The sequence below is a fragment of the Vreelandella neptunia genome (assembly GCF_000712975.1).
GTDB classification, from domain to species: Bacteria; Pseudomonadota; Gammaproteobacteria; order Pseudomonadales; family Halomonadaceae; genus Vreelandella; species Vreelandella qaidamensis.
Genome location: NZ_JHQL01000002.1, coordinates 27,970 through 48,036 on the forward strand (window position 1 = coordinate 27,970; position 20,067 = coordinate 48,036).

The window sequence follows — 20,067 nt, forward strand, 5'->3', positions numbered from 1 at the left end:
CACCAACGCCCGCAATTAGCGGGCGCGGGTGACACATCAGCAGATAATTAACCTACTGATTTACCGTAAACGTCATTGATGGTTTTCAGCGGATAGTGGGCAGGATAAGGCTTACGTGCCACGCCAGAATCTACCGCTGCTTGAGCCACTGCAGAGGAAACTCGGTCTAGCAAGCGAATATCGACGGGCGTCGGGATAATATACTCACGCCCAAAGCTCATTTCAGTGCGCTCGTAGGCGTCTAACACTTCCTGAGGAACAGGTTCACGGGCCAGATCCTTCAGGGCGTGGACCGCAGCCAACTTCATGGCTTCATTAATACGTGTCGCCCGAACATCCAAGGCTCCCCGGAAAATAAACGGGAAACCCAACACGTTGTTTACCTGGTTCGGATAATCCGAACGGCCTGTCGCCATAATCACATCAGGACGTGCTTCACGAGCCACAGCGGGATGAATCTCCGGGTCGGGGTTTGTACAGGCGAAAATAACCGGATCTGCGGCCATTTTTTTCACTTGTTCGGCAGAAAGAAGCCCAGGACCGGAAAGGCCAATAAATACATCAGCGCCATCGATGGCATCGTCTAGCGTGCGCATGTCGGTAGCACGGGCGAACTCCGCCTTGTACTCATTAATACCGTCACGGTCAGTGTGAATGACTCCACGGCGATCCAGCATCACTAGGTTTTCTTTGTTAGCGCCACAAGAGACTAACAAACGCATACAGGCAATTGCCGCAGCGCCCGCACCCATACAGACAATTTTTACATCTTCAATACGTTTACCCGCGATATCCAGCGCATTCAGCATGCCGGCTGCGGTTACAATGGCGGTGCCGTGCTGATCATCGTGGAATACCGGAATACTGCAGCGATCAATCAAGGCTTTCTCAATTTCAAAACACTCAGGCGCTTTGATATCTTCCAGGTTAATACCACCCCAAGTGTCCGCAATACGCGCAACTGTATCGATAAACGCCTGCGGACTTTCAGCATCCACTTCGATATCAACAGAGTTAATGCCTGCAAAGCACTTGAACAGTACGCCCTTACCTTCCATTACCGGCTTACTGGCCAGCGGGCCAAGGTTGCCCAGACCCAAAATGGCGGTCCCGTCGGAAATAACAGCAACCAGATTGCCTTTACCAGTGTAGCGATAGGCATTTTCCGCTTCACGAGCGATTTCGCGAACCGGCTCAGCAACGCCAGGGCTATACGCCAGCGCCAGATCACGCGCGGTAGCCGTGGGTTTGGTTAACTCCACAGATAGCTTACCGGGAATCGGTTTAGCGTGATAATCCAAAGCCGCTTGCTTATTTGCATCTATCATGGTCAAGGTCCAATCAGCCTAAAGTAGAAAAGTCACTCCAGAATATAGAAAAAACCTATGCGTCTCAAGCACGTAGTAAACTTTGCAGAAAAACAGTCGTTTTAACTCTGTTTCCTTCATGTTCGTAACTTTTCAGCGTTATTTGCTGCAACTTATGCATAAACACACCAGCCATAAAGGTTTGCTTATTGATGCAACGCATTATTTTATGGAAATAAATTCCACTAAAACCTGCAAAAAAAACCAACTTTTCAACAGGGTAGGTTGTGCAGAAACGCTTGTGGAAAAATAGGTGTTAAAGCACCTAGTAAAATTTGCTGCCAATAAATCGCACAATACGCATTGAATGTATATGTGAACCGAATGCTTATGGAGACCAGGCCGGTATCCAACACGGCCCCCTTCTAAACCCACTTATGGCAAGCTTAACTGACAAGCATTACACCTCAAGGTGCCATTTTTCGTATAGCCCACGTCTATACAGCTAAACAAAAGCGTTACCATTATTTAGCGCTGTGAATTTTCGTGCATTAAACGAGTCTGCGCTCTTCTGCCGCGTCTTAATCACTTTTTCTTGATAACCGTGTAAGGTTGGTACAAGAACAGCCACTCACTGGCATTGCTAAACATATATCGACGCGGATGAGGCTATGCCGACACCAACTGAGGCACGTTTACAAGCACTGAAAAATGCCCTGCAACAGGCGGGTATTACCTACCAAACACTCTCGCTGATGGCGGACACCGGCTTGGCCCACGACCATATCTGGATTCACCGCACCGGCAATGACTGGGTTGCTCGGCTTCCCAAACAGAGCCAGATGGATCTGGGCCCCGCCGATAACCTGGCCTATGAAGCCGCCTGCTATGAGCGCGCCAGCGCCGGTGGCCATGTTCCCCGCCTGCACGGCATTCTGCCGGTAAGCGAGACGCTGCCCCGTGGCGGCCTGGTGGTCGACGCCATCGAAGGCCGATTGGCGCAACTGCCGGAAGATCTCCCTCGCATCGCGGAAGCGCTGGCCAGTCTTCACAAACTGCCGTTGCCCGCGCAGACAGCGCCGCTGCTGGCCCCCAACGACCCCTGGCAGGCGATGCGCGAGGAGGTCAGCCGCCAGGCCGAATGGCTGGACAAGGCCGACCTGAACCCGGACACCATTGCCCGGGTACGTGACGAACTCGACGCCCTGCCGGTTACTCTGCCGGATTCAAAGCGCTGCCTGATCAGTTTTGATACCCACCCCGGCAACTTCCTCATCACTCAGGATGGCCGGGCCGTGCTGGTTGATCTGGAAAAGGGCCGTTATGGCCTGCCGGGGATTGATCTAGCTCACACCTCGCTTTACACCTCAACCACCTGGGATGTGAACAGCCAGGCGGTGCTCACCCACGATCAGATGATTGAGTTTTATCGCCGCTGGCAGGCGCGCATGGGCCAATCACCCAGCGCACAAACCCTGATCGCCTGTCGCCGGGCCACCTGGTTATGGTCGCTGACCTGGTGTGCCAAATGGCGCGCCCAGCATTTACACAGCAAAGATGCTGAGCACCGCGGCCAGGACTGGTCGGCAGAGCTGACCGATGCCAGCGTGATTGCCCATGTGCGCGACCGGGTCGAACACTATCTATCGCCAGCGGCCATCGAACACGTTCACAACGAACTGCTGAACCTGCAAACGACGCTCTAGCACCTGATTTTTACGAGGCTCATGATGAAATCAAGACCCCTACTCTCGGCGGTTATCGCCACGGCCATGCTGGCTCTTTCACTGCCCGGCGCACTCCCTGCTGTGGCCGCACCTGCCCCGGATAACTGGCAGAAGGTGCTGGAAGAGGCCAACGGCCAGACCGTCTACTGGAACGCCTGGGGCGGCGATGCGCGCACCAACCGCTATATTGCCTGGGTCGCCGAACAGATGCAGGCAGACTTCGGGATCGAGGTGGAGCACGTCAAACTGGACGACACCAGCAGTGCGGTGGCACGGGTGCTGGGGGAAAAACAGGCTGGCAATGACGACGAGGGCAGTATCGACCTGATCTGGATCAACGGCGAAAACTTCGCCGCCATGCGCGAACAGGATCTGCTGTTCGGGCCCTTCGCCGATGCGCTGCCTCACTTTGCCCTGACCGACCCGGACAACAACCCGGAAGTAGTTACCGACTTCACCTTGCCCACTGACGGCTACGAATCCCCCTGGGGCAAGGCGCAGATCACCTTCTATTATGACAGCGCCCAGGTGGACGCACCGCCCCAGAGCATTGACGCCCTGCTGGAATGGGCTAAACAAAACCCCGGCCAATTCAGCTACCCGCGGATTCCCGACTTTACCGGCAGCACCTTCCTGAAACAGGCGCTGATCGAACTCAGCGACCAGGACGATGCGCTTTACCAGCCGGTGGAAGATAGCGACTTTGAAGAAATCACCGCGCCGCTATGGGCCTACCTGGATGAGCTTCATCCCCACCTGTGGCGCAGCGGTCGCAGCTTTCCCGATTCCGGCCCCAACCTGCGCACCCTGATGAGTGATGGCGAGCTCAGCCTGGCGTTTTCCTTCTACCCCACCGATGCGGCCGTGGCCGTCATGGAGTATGAGCTGCCCCCCAGCGTGCGCAGCTATGTGTTGGAAGATGGCACCCTGGGCAACGTTCACTTTGTGGCCATTCCCTACAATTCACCCCACAAGGCAGGCGCCATGGCGCTGGCCAACTTCCTGCTGTCGCCCGAGGCCCAGGCAAGAAAGCAGTCGCTGGACATGTGGGGCGACCGCAGCGTGCTGGCCATCAGCCAGCTCGACGACAGCGACCAGGCCCTGTTCGAGCAAGGCGAGCAGCACCCCTCAGCGCTGCCGGTGGATGCACTTTCCAACACCCTGGCCGAACCTCACCCCAGCTGGATGACCGCGCTGCAGGACGCCTGGCTTGAGCGTTATGTTGTCAACTGATAGGGGTGTCAACTGATGATGGTGTTAACTGATTGATGCTGCGGTATGTGCCGATACTGATGATTGCCCTGCTGGTGATCCCGGTCACCGCGGGGCTGGGCATGGTATTGCTGCCTGCTTTTGGCTATCTGCCGGTGCTGGGTGGCGAGCAGTTGAGCCTGGCGCCCTGGCAGGCCCTGTTCAGCCAGCCGGGGCTATGGCGCTCGGTGGCTTTCAGCTTTACCAGCGGCCTAGCTAGCACGGCGCTGGCCCTTTTGATCGTGGTGCTGTTTCTGGCCGCCAGCCAAGGCACCTGGTTGGATCGCAGCCTACGTCGCCTGGTCTCACCCCTGCTGGCGATTCCCCATGCTGCCGTGGCCTTTGGTTTTGCCTTTCTGATCGCTCCTTCCGGGCTGATGGCCCGGTTGATTTCCCCCTGGCCGTCCGGTTGGCAAAGCCCGCCAGATGCGCTGATTGTCAATGACCCCTGGGGGCTGGCATTAACCTTTGGCCTGGTGCTCAAGGAAGCGCCCTTTCTGCTGCTGATGAGCCTAGCGGCACTGCCACAGCTGCAGGCTGACAAGCGCCTGCAGCTGGCGCGTTCACTGGGTTATGCCCCGACCATTGCCTGGCTGAAAGTGATCCTGCCTTCGCTCTACCCGCTGATTCGCCTGCCGGTGTATGCCGTGATAGCTTATGCCACCTCGGTAGTGGATATGGCGCTGATACTCGGCCCACGGCTGCCCTCGACCCTGAGTGTCTCGATTCTGGGCTGGTTCAACGACCCAGATATCACTCGGCGCTTTATGGCGTCAGCGGCCGCAGTACTCCAGCTTGGCGTCACCCTGGCCGCCCTTATCGGCTGGTGGCTACTGGAACAGCTGATCTGCCGATGCAGCCGCCACTGGCTAACCAACGGCAGCCGCCGCCGTGGCGCGGCAACGCTAACAGTGGCAGGCCGTAGTGGCCTGGCCTTGACCAGCCTGAGCGCCCTTGCGGCTTTGGTGGGCCTGGCGCTGTTTTCAGTAGCCGGTTTCTGGCGCTTCCCGGAGTTTTTGCCCCAATCCCTGGTCCTCGATCACTGGCAGCGCAGCGCCGCCATGCTGGCAGCGCCCCTGGTCACCACTGGGGTGATTGCACTGGTCGCCACCGGCCTGGCCACCCTGCTGGTAGTTGCCGCGCTGGAAAACGAACAGCGCCAGCACCTTCATCCACGCCGGGCACTGTGGCTGTTATATTTACCCCTGTTGGTACCGCAGATCGCCTTTCTGTTCGGCCTGGTGGTGGCCGCGGAACAGATCGGCGTTCGCCCTCAGCTGTCGTTGGTCATCGCCGGCCATGCACTCTTTGTACTGCCCTATGTCTATCTCTCGCTGGGCGAGTCTTACCGGCGCTTGGACCCACGCTGGTTGCAGATAGCTCAGTCGCTAGGCGTCTCCCGCAACCGGGCATTCTGGAAGGTTCGCCTGCCGCTGCTGCTGGCGCCACTGCTGACGGCAGTGGCGGTCGGCCTGGCGGTGAGCATCGGCCAGTATCTGCCGACTCAACTTCTTGGCGCAGGAAGGGTCACAACGGTAACCACCGAAGCCGTCGCTTTGGCCTCTGGCGGCAACCGTCGGCTGATCGGCGTCTGGGCGCTGGTACAGGCAGGCCTGCCGCTGATCGGCTTTATCATCGCCCTGACGCTACCCCGCTGGCTAGGTGCTCCCCAGCGAGGATCAGCCCGTTAACCGTATGCTTATCAAGGATTTCTGTGAACAACGCTGCGACTGAATCACTGACTCTGGAAGAGGTCTGCATCCGCCTGGCGGGGCAAGCATTGCTGCAGGTCAACACCCGGATTGCACCCGGCGAGGTGCTGACGGTGATGGGGCCTTCCGGCTCGGGCAAGTCCACCCTGCTAGCCTTTGTGGCAGGCTTTCTGGATAGCGCCTTTGACGCCCAGGGCCAGGTGCGGCTGGGTGAGCAGAATCTGTTGACCTTGCCCGCCGAGCAGCGCGGCATTGGCCTGCTGTTTCAGGACCCGCTGCTGTTTCCGCATTTAAGCGTGGCGGGTAATTTGCGCTTTGGCCTCCCCAAGCGCACTCACAATAAGCAACAACAGATCGCCCAAGCGCTGGAGCAGGTCGGGCTGGCAGGCTTTGAAAACCGCGACCCGGCGACCCTTTCCGGTGGCCAACAGGCCCGAGTAGCGCTGATGCGCTTGTTGCTATCACAACCCCGCGCCGTGCTGCTGGATGAGCCGTTTTCCAAACTGGACACCGCGCTGCGCCAGGAAATGCGCGCCCTGGTATTTGGCCAGCTGCGCGAGGCGGGCTTGCCTACCCTGCTGGTCACCCATGACGAAGCCGATGCCGCCGCTGCCGGAGGGCCGATCATTGCCCTTGGCTAACCCAGACGCTGACACGCCGACACTCAGCATTATCATCCCCATGCTCAATGAAGCAGCTGACATTCAGACCGCCCTGGCGCCGCTGCAAGTGCTACGCGAAGCTGGCACAGAGATCATTGTGGTCGATGGTGGCAGCAGTGATAACAGCGTGGCGCTGGCCACCCCGCTGGCAGATGCGCTGTTGATCAGCGACCCCGGCCGAGCCCGACAGATGAATCTGGGGGCCGAACACGCCCGCGCAGCGGCGCTGGTGTTTTTACATGCCGATACCCAGCTTCCCGCAGGGGCTGTTGAACTGATCACCCAGGCGCTTAACACCCACTGCTGGGGGCGTTTTGATATTCATCTGGAAGGCCAGAGCCGCTGGTTACCCCTGGTCAGCCGGATGATGAACCTGCGCTCGCAGCTGACAGACATTGCCACCGGCGATCAATGCCTGTTTATCCGCCGCACAACATTCAACACCGTTGGCGGCTTTCCCGATCAGCCGCTGATGGAAGATATCGAGTTAAGCAAACGGCTAAAGGCACTTGCCTCCCCCAACTGCCTACGCACCAAAGTGATAAGCTCAGGCAGGCGCTGGGATAAGTTCGGCGCCTGGAAAACTATTTGCCTGATGTGGCGGCTACGTTACCGCTACTGGCGTGGCGTCAGCGCCAGCCAACTGGCCAAGGAGTATCGTAATGCCCGTTAAGCCATCCGTGCAGCCCCATTTACATCTGCTGGCCAAAGCGCCACTGCCTGGACAGGCGAAAACGCGCTTAATTCCTTACCTGGGGCCAGAAGGTGCGGCGCAAGCCCATGCCACCATGGTTCGCCACTGCGTTGCCACCGCCTGCCAAGCACTGGGATCGCAGCACGTCACACTATGGACTTCCTTAGAGCATCAGCATCCGCTATTCATGGAACTGCAGACACACTACGGGATAGCACTTGCCGCTCAACAGCAAGGTGATGTGGGAATGCGCGTTCGTCACGCACTTAATAGTACACAAGGTGCGTCAATGGTGATGGGCACTGATTGCCCAAGCATCACCGTTGCCATGCTTAGGCGGTGCAGTTCAGCACTTGAAAACGTACCGGTTGTGATTCTACCCGCCGAAGACGGCGGTTACGGACTGATCGGCACTCATAACGACTGCCCTAGCTTGTTTGAGGATATTCCATGGGGAACCGAGCAAGTGCTCAAGGTCACTCGTCAGCGGCTTGCCGCGCTGGGCCTGGACGCCGCTTTTCCCGATACCATGTGGGATATTGACCGACCGGAAGATTGGCAACGCTGGCAACAAGCGCTGAAGCACGCAAACAGCATGTAAGGATTCCGCTCTTTACGTCACTGTTACTGAACGAATGTTCTGTTTCTAACACCACCTTGCCCCAACGGAGCCTGCCATGAACCGTCAGCGCCTGATGATTATCGCCCTGCTGCTACTGGCCGTGTTCGGCTTTTACGTGAGCGGTGCTCACACGTTTTTTACCTTGGAAACTCTGCAAGCCTATCGCAGCGATTTCCAGACAGCATTTCAGCAATCACCTTGGCAGGTTGCGGGCATATTCTTTGCAGTGTATGTCGTCATGACAACACTATCGCTACCTGGTGCAACCCTGCTAACCCTGTTGGGTGGCGCGCTATTTGGCCTTGGCTGGGGGCTGTTGATTATCTCTTTTGCCAGCACCATCGGTGCCACACTGGCCTTTTTACTCTCGCGGTTTCTATTTCGCCAGCCAATTGAAAAGCGTTTTCCCCGCCAGTTCGAAACGGTGAATCGTGGCGTCGATAAAGATGGTGCTTTCTATCTCTTCACCCTTCGCCTAGTGCCAATATTCCCCTTCTTTATGATTAATTTAGTGATGGGGCTAACGCGGCTTAAAACCGTCACCTTCTACTGGGTGAGCCAGCTTGGCATGCTGCCCGGCACCGTGGTTTACGTGAACGCTGGCGGCCAATTAGGTGAACTTGAAAGCCTGGGAGGTATTATTTCTCCTGGGCTTTTGGCTTCATTTGCGCTGCTGGCAGTATTTCCTTGGATAGCTCGCCGTATTGCGCTACTGGTGCAAAAGCGCAATGCCTACCGTGGTTTTAAGCGCCCGTCCCGCTTTGATTATGACATTGTGGTCATCGGCGGCGGCTCGGCGGGCCTCGTCACTAGCTACATCGGCAGCGCGGTAAAAGCCAAAGTGGCACTGGTAGAAAAGCACAAAATGGGCGGCGACTGCCTGAACACTGGCTGTGTGCCCTCCAAAGCGCTGATCCGTGCCGCCCATGCCGCTCATGAAGTACGCACGGCCTCCCGCTTTGGGGTCAACGCTGGCGAGCCAGAGATCGACTTCACCAAGGTGATGGGACATATACACCAAGCCATTACTGATATTGAACCCCACGATAGCGTCGAGCGTTACACCAAACTGGGCGTTGAGGTGTATCAGGACCACGCTACCCTAACGTCTCCTTGGGAAATTAAGGTCGGTGATAAAACCCTTACCGCCCGACATATTGTGCTGGCTACCGGCGCACGCCCTCGCGTGCCATCGCTGCCTGGTATCGAGCATGCGCCAGTGCTCACTTCGGAAAATCTTTGGTCACTCACTGAGCTGCCTAAACGCTTGGTCGTACTGGGTGGTGGGGCCATTGGCTGCGAGCTTAGCCAGAGCTTTGCTCGCCTAGGCAGTCATGTCACCTTAGTGGAAGGTATGACACAGCTGCTAGGTCGAGAGGATCAAGATGTAGGCGAACACGTTGAACGCACGCTAACCCAAGAAGGCGTCAATGTAATGACCGCCGCCAATGCCTTGGAAATAAGCCAAGATGGCCCGGGGCATCAGCTGGTGGTAGAGCATAACGGCGAGCGCACCACCATTGAATTCGATTATTTGCTAGTTAGCGTTGGCCGCCAAGCCAATGTTGAAGGTTTAGGCCTGGAAGCGCTAGGTATCACCACCACTAACACAGGAACATTAGAACTCAACGAACGTCTGCAAACTCGTTTACCCAACATTTGGGCTTGCGGCGACCTAGCAGGCCCCTATCAGCTTACTCATGCGGCCGCCCACCAGGCGTGGCATGCTGCCGTGAACGCTCTGTTTGGCGAACTGAAGAGCTTTGCTGTGGATTATCGCTTTATGCCTGCGGTCACTTATCTCCAACCGGAAGTAGCACGGGTCGGGCTGAACGAAAAAGACGCCCAAGCTCAGGGCATCGCCTTTGAGGTGACCCGCTACGCCATGGCCGAAAGCGACCGCGCCATTGCCGAAGGGGCCACCCAGGGCTTTATTAAGGTGCTGACCGTTCCTGGCCGCGACAAGATTCTCGGCGCTACCATCGTTGCCGAACACGCCGGTGAGTGGCTGGGTGAATTTACGATTGCCATGAAGCACGGTCTGGGTATGAACAAGCTGCTTGGCACCATTCACCCCTACCCGACTCTCGGGGAAGCGGCCAAGGCCAGCGCCGGGGTTTGGAAAAACGCCCACAAGCCTGAACGTGTTCTCACACTACTGGAACGCTACTTCCGCTGGCGGCGGGGTCATCAGAATACCCAGAAAGAGCGAGAGCAAGGAGATCAAGCATGACCCAGCTATTACTGATCGGCGCAGGCCATGCCCATGCCTTTGTGCTGGAAGCCTTTGCAGAGACACCTGACCCTGAGGTGACGATCACCGTGGTCAGCGATAGCTCCCTGGCCGCCTACTCCGGCAGCGTGCCTGCTTGGCTGGCGGGAGATTGCTCACTACGCGATACCCAGCTTGATGTCGCAGCGCTCTGCCAGCGAGCAGGCGCAACGCTGATTGAATCCCCGGTGGTCGCCCTGGATCACAAGGCACGTCAGGTCAGCCTGGCCAACGGCCAGATACTCACCTTTGACGTTGCCTCGATAAACGTCGGCTCGACGCTGGAACTCCCCGCGACCCACGGCGACAGCTTGCCCTACCTGCTGGCCATGCGCCCGTTAAGCTCACTGCATCACCGCTGGCAAGCACTGCAGGAACGTATCCAGACGTTGCCTGGTGGTTCGACCCAGCAGATCGTCAGCGTTGGCGGCGGCGCAGCCAGCTGCGAAACCCTGATGAGCGTGCTGGCCCAGCTTCGCCACCATCGCGCAGATATTGATTGGCAGGGGCATCTTCTTAGTGCATCACCCAACCTGCTCGGCGACGCTGGCTGGCTGCCCCGTCAGTTAACCTTCCGCGCTCTTAAGCGAGCCGGTATTCAGGTGCATCGTGGGCGTGGTACCGAACTGGTTGATGGAGGCGTGCAGGATGACCAGGGCCAGACTTTACCAGCAGATATCGTGCTCTGGGCCACCGGCGCGGTCGGGCATCCGTGGCTATCCAAAACCACGCTCCCTTTAAACGAAAAACGCTTTATTCCTACCGGACGAACATTAGCGGTTACCGGCATACCTCAGCTTTTTGCCGCAGGCGACTGCGCTCAGTTTAACCCGCCGCTACCCAAAGCCGGGGTATACGCCGTACGCCAGGGGCCAGTATTAGCAGGGAATCTGCGCGCCGCCTGCCACGGACAACCCTTGGCTAACTGGCAGCCACCCAAACGGGTGCTGGCGCTGATTGGCACGGGCGACAGCCGCGCAATTGCCAGCCGCGGCCAGATCGGCTTCGCGGGGAAATGGGTATGGGAGTGGAAAAAGCGAATTGATGCGCGCTTTATAACCCGCTTCAATCCGCCCGGCGCTATCAAGCTCGATAAACACTCTTGAAGCCCATTTTTTCACGATGCTCAGGCTCAAGCGTTTAGCGAGATGACACAGCCAGCAATGTTCCAGCAGATACGAATATTCCGCCAAAAACACGGTTCTGTAAGCGCAACATCCGAGTATCTTGAAACCAGTTACGAAACCGACCAGCCAGCAAGGCATAGGCCGTCATTATGAAAACATCCACCCCTACCATGGTTGCGCCAATGATCAGATACTGTGGTAGTTGAGGGGCATTGGCGTTGATGAACTGTGGCACTAAAGCAGCAATAAAGATGACGGCCTTGGGATTAGTTAGGTTGACGAGCAAGCCTTGGCGAAACAGCTGTCTGTTGGCGGCAATGTGGAACTGGCTTGTATCAATCGGCTCAACGCTAGCTCGCCATTTTTGAATGCCCAGCCAGACTAGGTAAACTGCGCCGATGATCTTCATCACAAGAAAGGCGGTACTCGAAGCCGTCAGTAAAGCGCCCAGCCCGAGTGCGACAATACCAAGGTGAACCAACAAGGCAAGTTCTAAGCCCAAAAGTGCTATAAAAACAAAAGAGTAACGATAGCGTAGGCCAGTTGATAACACAAGAATAGACCCAGGGCCTGGGGTAATTGCAATAACCCCAGCAGCAACCACAAAAGCAAGCCAAAGGCTTAAACTCATAGCAAAACAAGCTCCTACAACAGGCTGTCCCGATTAGCTAGATAGCGCTCAATAGCATCAACCGTCTTATCATCAAGAATACCCAAACGCGGTCCGTCAAAATAGTCTAATTGCTCTAAACAAGACTGTAACGTACGCAATTCCATACGCATGCCTACGCGCCCCAGGTTAACCCCCACCTTACCATTACTGTACTCAAGCCGACTTAAAGCACTGTCTATTTTCCCAACTAGCTCAGCAACACTTAAATGTAATAGTTCGGAGGTTATAGGGGTTGGACGCATATTGTCGCAGCCCATCATCAAGGGTAAGAAAGCAAATAAAAACAATAACAAGTGACGCATAATGCTATTTTTTCCTAAATAACAAAAGGCGCCTCCTTGCGCCTTTTATCTTTATTTTACTTTTTTGATTTCACCACTTTCTATTTTAGCCCAATACTTATTCACCTCACGCTTAACAACAGGCATTAATAGATAAATACCAATAATATTTGGAATAGCCATCGCGAACAGCATAGAATCCGAGAAGTCGATCACAGGCCCCAAACTCATGCTGGCACCAATAATGATAAATAAGCAGAAAACGAAATTGTAGGCATTCTCTTTAGCCTTACCTTCGCCAACCAAATAAGTCCAGCTTTTTAGACCATAGTAAGACCATGCAAACATGGTTGAAAGTGCAAACAAAACGACCGCAATCGCAAGAACTATCGGGAACCATGGAAGGACAGTCGCATAAGCTGCTGAGGTCAATTCAACTCCTGTTAAGTCAGTTAACAACGCACCAGAAATAATAATCACAAGCGCGGTCATTGTGCAGATCACAACGGTATCGATAAATGGCTCAAGTAGGGCAACAAAGCCTTCAGACACTGGCTCACTAGTACGAGCTGCGGAGTGAGCAATCGCTGCTGAACCTATACCTGCTTCGTTTGAAAAAGCAGCCCTTCTGAAACCTTGTATTAAAGCGCCCAGAACACCACCAACGACACCTTCACCAGTGAAAGCTCCGCGGAAAATTTCACCAAAAGCCCATCCAACCATATCAATATTGACAGCGATAATAACAAGACCAGCAATAAAGTAGAGGCCAGCCATAGTAGGAATCAGCTTTTCGGTAACACGGCCAATAGATTTGATACCGCCAATAATGACACTTCCAACAACGACTGCCATAATTAAACCAAACAACCAGCCTTTACCAACCCAGAAGCTCTCAGCACCACCGGTAACATTAACAATTTGAGAATAAGCTTGGTTGGCCTGAAACATATTGCCGCCACCTAGCGCACCACCAATACAACAAATAGCGAAAACAGTCGCAAAGAACTTTCCCAAACCACCTAGATTACGTTCTTCTCGCAGGCCACGCTCTAAATAATACATTGGACCGCCAGAAACTCTGCCATCAGGTAGTTCGTTTCGGTATTTCTGGCCAAGTATGCATTCGGTAAATTTAGATGCCATTCCCAGCAGGCCCGCGAGAATCATCCAGAAAGTTGCACCCGCTCCACCAATAGAAACAGCAACAGCAACACCCGCAATATTTCCTAGCCCAACCGTACCAGACAACGCCGTAGTCAGCGCCTGAAAGTGGGATACCTCTCCTGCATCTCCTGGTTTAGAGTAACAGCCGCGTACCAAGTCAATGGCGTGTTTAAACCCCCTAAACTGAACGAATTTAAAAAATAAAGTTGCAACAAGACCACAAATAACTAGCCACCCTACGATAAGCGGAAATTGCACACCGCCGATAGGTACCGAATAAAAAATAACATTTACAATAGGGGTAGCAATAGGTTCGAAAACACGACTAATTGCTTCATCCAAACCACCACTTTGAGCAAAAGCTTGAGAGGAAAAACCAAAAAGTACTGCAATCGCAATTATGCGGGTTAGTAGACTATGCATCTAAGAATCTCCAGCAGCTTGCACGGATCAGGGAATTAACAATTGAAATACATTCGACATAGAGAGCATTACTTTTTTAAGTAAAAAGCAACTTAGGGTACAATAGTAACTGGTACCGGTGAACTCTGAATCAACGACATACCAACACTTCCCACCAATAACTTAGTTAGCTTAGAAGCTCCCTTACGACCAACAAAAATCTGCGAATCTGGTTTATTCTTTGAAATTCTACATATAATTTCGGTAGGATTACCATGCTGAACTTCACTGGTAATCTTAACACCATCTTTACGCATCTTTTCGACAATTGGCTTGATAAACTTTTCTGCACTAGCCACTTCTTGTTGCTTACGTTCGTGGCGTTCGCGCATTTCTTCGCTAGACATAAATTTATAAGGAGACCACTCCAAAACATGCACAAGATGCACTTCAGCAGATTGATGTTTAGCACAGGCTACTGCAAAGTCCACAGCACGCTGACATGCATCTGTGCCATCGAAGCCGACAATAAAAGTCTTTACCATTTTCTTTCCTAATATTCTTTTTTTAATAAAGGAATACCTGACATAAAACCAGCAGCCAATAAAGACAGTCTGGCATCCTCCCGTAAAAGACCATAGTTGATTTTTATCGCTGGCCTTTAAACCACAATAATTCTGCCTAGAATTACTGTAAAGCAGTTTTTTCAAGTCAATAATACTTTAGCATTACGAATTGACTCGAAATTTACTAATGTTATTGTTTCAACCCAAATGGTTGAACGGTAATGACAAAAGAAACTGCAACTTCCTTAATTCTTAAGGTTTAGTTAGCAACGAAGAGCGATATTTTTTACGTTCCAGAGTGCACTATCGCAGTTCGGAAACAGTCATATAATTTCCAGAAGATGCGCCTTCGACTTTTCCAGCCGCTGGGCATGAGAATGGAAAAGGCGGATTGATGCGCGCTTTATCGCCCGCTTCAATCCGCCTTTTGAACGCTAGCTAATTGAGATCAAATACTGATCTCAAGCTTAGTTGGCTTCGCGCCAGCCGCCTAATACACGGCTATCTGGTCCAAAAAATACCAGCCTGTCGTGGTCAATCAGGTAGCGGTAGGCCGTATCGAGCATGTCGGTTACCCGCTTGGCATCTTCCATATTGGGGCAAGCCATGCGTGTCGAGGCGAGCTGGCTAAACTCGATACGTTGGTTTTCACCCAACTCCACACTGCCGGTAAATCGGTTACAACCATCCGAACCGCTCACGCTGCCGTCGCGTTCAATTTTAAAGAATGGCGTATCGGGTAACGATACCCGCTCATCGGTACCTATTAGCAGTAAATTCCAACGCTGATCGACTATCGCGCCTGATAGCGACATGCTTTCCGGCGCTGTTGTACTCTCTTGCTCTGGTGAACTGCTACACGCACTGATCAGTAGCGCGGTAGCGACACCGGCTAGCATTGCTCCAAATTTGACCGTCACTGTCTTATGCTCCTTATTGAAAATTACCAGCTTCCGCTATTTTCCATTGACACCCATGGTTCCTGAGGCGGCAACGCATCGCCTTTTTGCAGCAGCTCAACAGAAATACCGTCGGGCGACTTCACAAATGCCATATGACCATCCCGCGGCGGACGGTTAATAGTGACCCCATTATCTTGAAGCTTTTTGCATAACGCATAGAGATCGTCAACTCGGTAAGCTAGGTGGCCGAAATTGCGCCCACCGCTATACTCTTCCGGATCCCAATTATAGGTCAGTTCAAGCTCTGGTGCGGTTAAGCGTTCAGAGCGCGCTTCATCTTCTGGGGCAGCGAGAAAGACCAAGGTGAAACGGCCTTTTTCGTTTTCTTTACGGCGTACTTCTTTTAAGCCTAAGAGATCGCAGTAAAAATTTAGCGACACGTCTAGGTCGCTCACCCGCACCATAGTATGCAAAAACTGCATGTCACTCTCCCTTCATTATTTCTGGGTGTAGTCGCTAAAAATTTCGGGCGTGCTGTTACTTCGGCTCCAACTGAGCACAGCATAATCATCCACTCGGCCTGTCTCCATGCCTGGAGAACCATGCGGCATGCCTGGCACCGTTAGCCCAACCACCTCTGGTTGCTCTTCCAGCAGTCGCTTGATATCGGATGCGGGCACATGGCCTTCAATGACATAGCCATCAATCAAGGCTGTATGGCAAGAAGCTAGTTCTGGTGGAACGCCATTAGCCATTTTAATAGATCTTAGATCGCCATCTCGCTGATGATTCACTTCAAACCCAGCCTCTTCGAGATGACTCACCCAGTCGCTGCAACAACCACAGTTAGGGTCGCTGTGCACATCAACAGTGGGCGCTGCTAATGCGTTGAGTGAATACGCAGCAAAAAAACTGGCTACCAGACGCTTAGTTAGACGATTTTTTGACATTTAAACATCCTCCTCACAGATCTGTATAATAATACATTTATTGTTTAGTCGTCGGGGAACACCCCAAGGAGACATTCGTGGATTCAATTACACAAGCTACTCTTGGGGCTGCCATTGGGGGTGCGGTGCTAGGTAAACGACTGGGCCGCAAAGCCGTGTTTATTGGCGCGCTGCTTGGCACACTGCCGGACCTAGACGTTGTGCTCGACTATGGCGATGCTGTGGCCAATGTGACAGAGCATCGCGGTTTTAGCCACTCGCTGTTTGTGCTAACCGGCTTAGCTACCGTCTTGGCACTGCTGTGTCATCGTTTTGCGCCTGCTCGGGATATATCCTTGGGAAGATGGTGGTGCTTTTTTGCGCTCATTTTGATCACCCACCCGCTACTGGATTCACTGACCACCTACGGCACACAGTTGTTCTGGCCGCTCGATATGCCACCTGCAGCGTGGCCTATCGTGTTTATTATCGATCCTTTTTATACCCTGCCACTATTGTTAGCACTGATTATCGCCATTGCCACAAAAAAAGTACGTAAGGCTTGTACGATCGGATTAGCAATATCCAGCCTATATTTGCTACTGGCAGCAGGCACAAAATGGAGCATTGAGCAGCGCTTAGCACCAGCATTAGCGGACGCTGGTTTGCAAGCAGCCCCTATATTGATTCAACCAACACCGTTTAATATTGCATTGTGGCGCGCCACTGTTATTGACGGAGATCGCTATTTTGAGAGTTTGATCAGCGTGTTTGATGGCCAGCGAGAGCCAATATTTGAGCCTATCAAACGCAACGTTGCACTGGAGGAAAGTGCCCTGGCAGAGCCGCTAGGACAACGGCTAGTATGGTTTACAGGTCCATTTCTGCGTTATGACACACAGTGGGTTGATGGCCAGGAAACGTTGATCGCCACGGATATTCGACTTGGCTTTCCCGGGTTTCATCCATTCAGTTTTACCCTGGCAACCCGGGATGGTGACCTTTGGCAACCAGTAGAGATTAGCGAAGAAGTAGACACATCACGCGGCCTTCGTTTTGCGACACTCTCCAGACTTGCTGTGAGAGCTACGGGCAATGTCACCGCACTATGCGCTAGCGACTTTATCGAACCCCACTGGCGTGTCGAGCCTTTCCTTTACCGCTGCTAACACACCAGTGAATTTAAAAGTTCGCGCCAATTAAGGGGCAATACCCTGGCCGCAGCCTTTGTACTGCTCCCCGCCGATGGTCAATGTGACTCGGGCGGGATATGGCTGGCCTTTCATATCATCAAAACAGGCGCCTGATTCAATACGTACACGGAAAAACTGATCAGCGTTGGCATTCTCAATCACCACCCTACCCGCTTCGTTATCCATGACACTCACCATATAGGGCATCGTTTGCGTCTCGCTACCGTAGGCTGTTGTCCAGGTCATGATCGGCGCATCATGGGCAAGCTCAATCGACCAACCTGGCTCATTACCACGCCCCAAGAACATCACGCCGGGGTGATCCGCCCGTGTGGCTGCTGCTCGGCGCTGCCCCTGTCGACATTGAAGCTGACCACGCGGTGTTTCCACCTGCGCCTGATCGCCACGGTTCCAGAAGCTGACCTCTCCATCCTGATAGCGCGCACCGCTTGCCACGACCGCTTCTGGTAAACGCCAGGCACCATGCAGTGACCAAAGCCGCAAATTATCGTCGTTCACCGCGGTGACCAAGTTTTGGTTGGCGGGCTGACACTCCCAGGCGTCAAAGTACGACGCGCTACCAGGAAACAGGACAGCAGGCAGTAATGGTGCACTGCTGTGTACCGTTGTTTTAGACACTTCAGCAGTAGAATCAGCAGGTGTTGCCCCAGTATTTGCACAGCCTGCCAGCACAACCGAGGCAGTCAGCGCAATTAAACCAGTTAACCGATTAGGTAAGTAAGTCATGCATCCTGCTCCCTGTTGTTATCACTGTTGTTACCACTATTACTATTCATGCCGCTATCTTTGTGATGTTTTTCATTATCATAAACATCGTCAATGGACGCCTACTTAGCGTTCAGCGCATTTCTTCTGAATAAACAAATTCAATTCGTTTAGCGGCGCTTAAATGCTTTTAAGTCCTGTGGATCAAAACTGTCAACCTGGGCTGGCAGCCCTAATTCTTCGCGTTTCAGCCTTATCTGCATTTTTTCAGCGAGACGTTCTGAATCATCATCGGTAGTACGACCGTTGAGTTCAGCGAGCTGCGTCATCCCCTGATGGTAAAACGTCACAATATCCAGCGCTACGCGATTATCTTCTTCCACTCCCCGGCGCAGTGGCTGTAGGTAACCACTAATATGGGAAAGGTGATGCTTGAGCTGCCAAACATAGCGCATTTCAGTCATCCAAGGCCGATCCTTGAGAACTGCAAACATCGCGCTAGTGGCTAATAGACCTAGAAACACACCCAGCGCATTAAGCCATAGACTACTGCCAAAAGCAGATGTTAAAAGCATTGAGAACAGTAGCCCAAAGACGATCAACTGCCCTGCCATGGCAATGCTGATCATTCGCGCCTTGCGCTGATAACTGCTAGGGTCATGCTGCTCAAGAGTGAAAACCATGGCCAACCTCATCATCAAAAGTAGTCCCTTATGATACGGGGCTGACCAGGGCAAACAAGTGATTATCAAGCTCGCCGTAGATAACCAGTATTAACTCATTCGCTCGGCAGCAGTTTTAAGCAACCGTTCGGTCGTTTCCCAACTCACACAGGCATCGGTCACCGACACGCCGTAACGCATCGCGTTGGGTGACAGCGCTTGCTTACCTTCATACAAATGGCTTTCGAGCATTAATGCGACCAAATTAGCATCGCCCGCTTTACGCTGCGCCAGCACGTCGAGCATAACCTCACTTTGGCGTCGGTGATCTTTTCGCGCATTGGCATGACTGCAGTCCACCATTAAGCGAGGATTCTGTCCGGCGTCTCGTAAGGTATTCACCGCTGCTCGCACATGATGCGCTTGGTAGTTTGGTTCGCCATGACCACCTCGTAACACCACATGCGTATTGGGGTTACCAGCGGTTTCCTGCATGACCGGCCGCCCTTCACTATTCATTGCGAAACGCTGGTGGGAATGCGCCGCTGCCTGCATAGCATCAATAGCAACCTGGACGTCGCCACTAGTGGCATTTTTAAACCCCACTGCTGCCGTGAGATCGCTGGCCAGCTCGCGATGCAGCTGTGATTCCGTGGTACGTGCGCCAATAGCGACCCAGCTCAACAGATCATCTAAGTAAGGTGCCAACATGGGTTGTAAAAGCTCAGTAGCCACCGGCAAGCCCCGTGAGGCTACGGCATGCATCAACTCACGAGAGAGCGATATGCCCTTTGGCATATCGCCACTGCCGTCTAAATCAGGGTCATATGCCAAACCTTTCCAACCCACTGTAGTTCGTGGTTTTTCAACGTAAACACGCATTACCGGTAGCAGTTGCTCGCTCACTTCTTCACTAAGCGCAGCCAGCCGATCGGCGTACTCTAGCGCGGCATGCGGGTCATGGATAGAACAAGGGCCAACTACCACTAATAAGCGGCTATCTTGACCATTCAAAATGCGCTGAACCGCTTGGCGCTGATGGGCAATTTGCGCATTCAATTGGCTATCGATACCTACACTGCGGCGTAGCTCTGCTGGCAAAGGCAACGGCTGCGATGAGTTCGTGGGGCCATTCGTTAATGACGCTAGATTTGACAAGGTTGCGCAAGCAGGGCTGACATGGGCATTCATA

The 20,067-nt window shown here is 53.5% G+C and carries 20 protein-coding genes; 9 read left to right on the forward strand and 11 right to left on the reverse strand.

Going from position 1 to position 20,067, the window contains the following annotated elements; all coding sequences use genetic code 11:
• Positions 1-47: 47 nt before the first annotated feature.
• Entirely contained in the window at positions 48-1,328 is a 1,281-nt protein-coding gene (locus CR46_RS0104790; RefSeq protein ID WP_030070364.1) for a malic enzyme-like NAD(P)-binding protein, read from the reverse strand.
• A 650-nt stretch (positions 1,329-1,978) separates the two neighbouring features.
• Between CR46_RS0104790 and CR46_RS0104800 the strand changes: the two genes are divergently transcribed.
• From CR46_RS0104800 to CR46_RS0104835, 8 genes are all read left to right on the forward strand, one after another.
• Entirely contained in the window at positions 1,979-3,013 is a 1,035-nt protein-coding gene (locus CR46_RS0104800) for a phosphotransferase family protein (RefSeq protein ID WP_030070365.1), read from the forward strand.
• A 24-nt stretch (positions 3,014-3,037) separates the two neighbouring features.
• Positions 3,038-4,267, forward strand: coding sequence for an ABC transporter substrate-binding protein (locus CR46_RS0104805; protein ID WP_030070366.1), 1,230 nt, complete (start codon positions 3,038-3,040; stop codon positions 4,265-4,267).
• A gap of 35 nt (positions 4,268-4,302) precedes the next feature.
• The gene (locus tag CR46_RS0104810; protein WP_030070367.1) at positions 4,303-5,976 is read left to right on the forward strand and encodes an ABC transporter permease; all 1,674 of its coding nucleotides are present in this window, start codon (positions 4,303-4,305) and stop codon (positions 5,974-5,976) included.
• 23 nt (positions 5,977-5,999) lie between these two features.
• On the forward strand, positions 6,000-6,638 hold the full coding sequence (locus CR46_RS0104815) for an ATP-binding cassette domain-containing protein (RefSeq protein WP_030070368.1): 639 nt from the start codon (positions 6,000-6,002) through the stop codon (positions 6,636-6,638).
• Complete coding sequence (locus tag CR46_RS0104820) at positions 6,586-7,332, forward strand: TIGR04283 family arsenosugar biosynthesis glycosyltransferase (RefSeq protein ID WP_269556839.1); 747 nt, start codon at positions 6,586-6,588, stop codon at positions 7,330-7,332. The genes CR46_RS0104815 and CR46_RS0104820 overlap by 53 nt, the downstream gene beginning before the upstream one ends.
• On the forward strand, positions 7,322-7,954 hold the full coding sequence (locus CR46_RS0104825) for a TIGR04282 family arsenosugar biosynthesis glycosyltransferase (protein WP_030070371.1): 633 nt from the start codon (positions 7,322-7,324) through the stop codon (positions 7,952-7,954). Before CR46_RS0104820 ends, CR46_RS0104825 begins: the two co-directional genes overlap by 11 nt.
• Before the next feature lie 76 nt (positions 7,955-8,030).
• Positions 8,031-10,208: an FAD-dependent oxidoreductase gene (locus CR46_RS0104830; RefSeq protein ID WP_035536326.1), complete on the forward strand. Its 2,178-nt coding sequence runs from the start codon at positions 8,031-8,033 to the stop codon at positions 10,206-10,208.
• Complete coding sequence (locus CR46_RS0104835; protein ID WP_030070373.1) at positions 10,205-11,353, forward strand: FAD-dependent oxidoreductase; 1,149 nt, start codon at positions 10,205-10,207, stop codon at positions 11,351-11,353. The genes CR46_RS0104830 and CR46_RS0104835 overlap by 4 nt, the downstream gene beginning before the upstream one ends.
• Positions 11,354-11,387: 34 nt before the next feature.
• Here CR46_RS0104835 and CR46_RS0104840 read toward each other — a convergent pair whose 3' ends face one another.
• From CR46_RS0104840 to CR46_RS0104870, 7 genes are all read right to left on the reverse strand, one after another.
• Positions 11,388-12,005: a LysE family transporter gene (locus CR46_RS0104840; protein ID WP_030070374.1), complete on the reverse strand. Its 618-nt coding sequence runs from the start codon at positions 12,003-12,005 to the stop codon at positions 11,388-11,390.
• 14 nt (positions 12,006-12,019) lie between these two features.
• Entirely contained in the window at positions 12,020-12,349 is a 330-nt protein-coding gene (locus CR46_RS0104845) for a peptidoglycan-binding domain-containing protein (protein WP_030070375.1), read from the reverse strand.
• Between the two features lie 51 nt (positions 12,350-12,400).
• Positions 12,401-13,918 (reverse strand): alanine/glycine:cation symporter family protein, encoded by a 1,518-nt coding sequence (locus CR46_RS0104850; protein ID WP_030070376.1) that lies wholly within the window; start codon positions 13,916-13,918, stop codon positions 12,401-12,403.
• A 92-nt stretch (positions 13,919-14,010) separates the two neighbouring features.
• Complete coding sequence (locus CR46_RS0104855) at positions 14,011-14,607, reverse strand: universal stress protein (protein ID WP_198023694.1); 597 nt, start codon at positions 14,605-14,607, stop codon at positions 14,011-14,013.
• Between the two features lie 323 nt (positions 14,608-14,930).
• Complete coding sequence (locus CR46_RS0104860) at positions 14,931-15,362, reverse strand: META domain-containing protein (RefSeq protein ID WP_051690113.1); 432 nt, start codon at positions 15,360-15,362, stop codon at positions 14,931-14,933.
• Between the two features lie 44 nt (positions 15,363-15,406).
• On the reverse strand, positions 15,407-15,847 hold the full coding sequence (gene gloA / locus CR46_RS0104865) for a lactoylglutathione lyase (protein ID WP_030070379.1): 441 nt from the start codon (positions 15,845-15,847) through the stop codon (positions 15,407-15,409).
• A 15-nt stretch (positions 15,848-15,862) separates the two neighbouring features.
• Positions 15,863-16,315 carry a DUF411 domain-containing protein gene (locus tag CR46_RS0104870; protein ID WP_030070380.1) on the reverse strand — a complete coding sequence of 151 codons (453 nt, stop codon included), beginning with the start codon at positions 16,313-16,315 and terminating at the stop codon, positions 15,863-15,865.
• Between the two features lie 77 nt (positions 16,316-16,392).
• Between CR46_RS0104870 and CR46_RS0104875 the strand changes: the two genes are divergently transcribed.
• Entirely contained in the window at positions 16,393-17,463 is a 1,071-nt protein-coding gene (locus CR46_RS0104875; protein WP_030070381.1) for a metal-dependent hydrolase, read from the forward strand.
• Between the two features lie 30 nt (positions 17,464-17,493).
• Here CR46_RS0104875 and CR46_RS0104880 read toward each other — a convergent pair whose 3' ends face one another.
• The 3 genes from CR46_RS0104880 to CR46_RS0104890 all read right to left on the reverse strand — a co-directional run bounded on the left by CR46_RS0104880 (position 17,494) and on the right by CR46_RS0104890 (position 20,066).
• Positions 17,494-18,234 (reverse strand): MliC family protein, encoded by a 741-nt coding sequence (locus CR46_RS0104880; RefSeq protein WP_030070382.1) that lies wholly within the window; start codon positions 18,232-18,234, stop codon positions 17,494-17,496.
• A gap of 149 nt (positions 18,235-18,383) precedes the next feature.
• The gene (locus CR46_RS0104885; protein ID WP_030070383.1) at positions 18,384-18,896 is read right to left on the reverse strand and encodes a DUF3087 family protein; all 513 of its coding nucleotides are present in this window, start codon (positions 18,894-18,896) and stop codon (positions 18,384-18,386) included.
• Positions 18,897-18,986: 90 nt separating this feature from the next.
• The gene (locus CR46_RS0104890) at positions 18,987-20,066 is read right to left on the reverse strand and encodes a 3-deoxy-7-phosphoheptulonate synthase (RefSeq protein WP_030070384.1); all 1,080 of its coding nucleotides are present in this window, start codon (positions 20,064-20,066) and stop codon (positions 18,987-18,989) included.
• Position 20,067 lies beyond the last annotated feature (1 nt).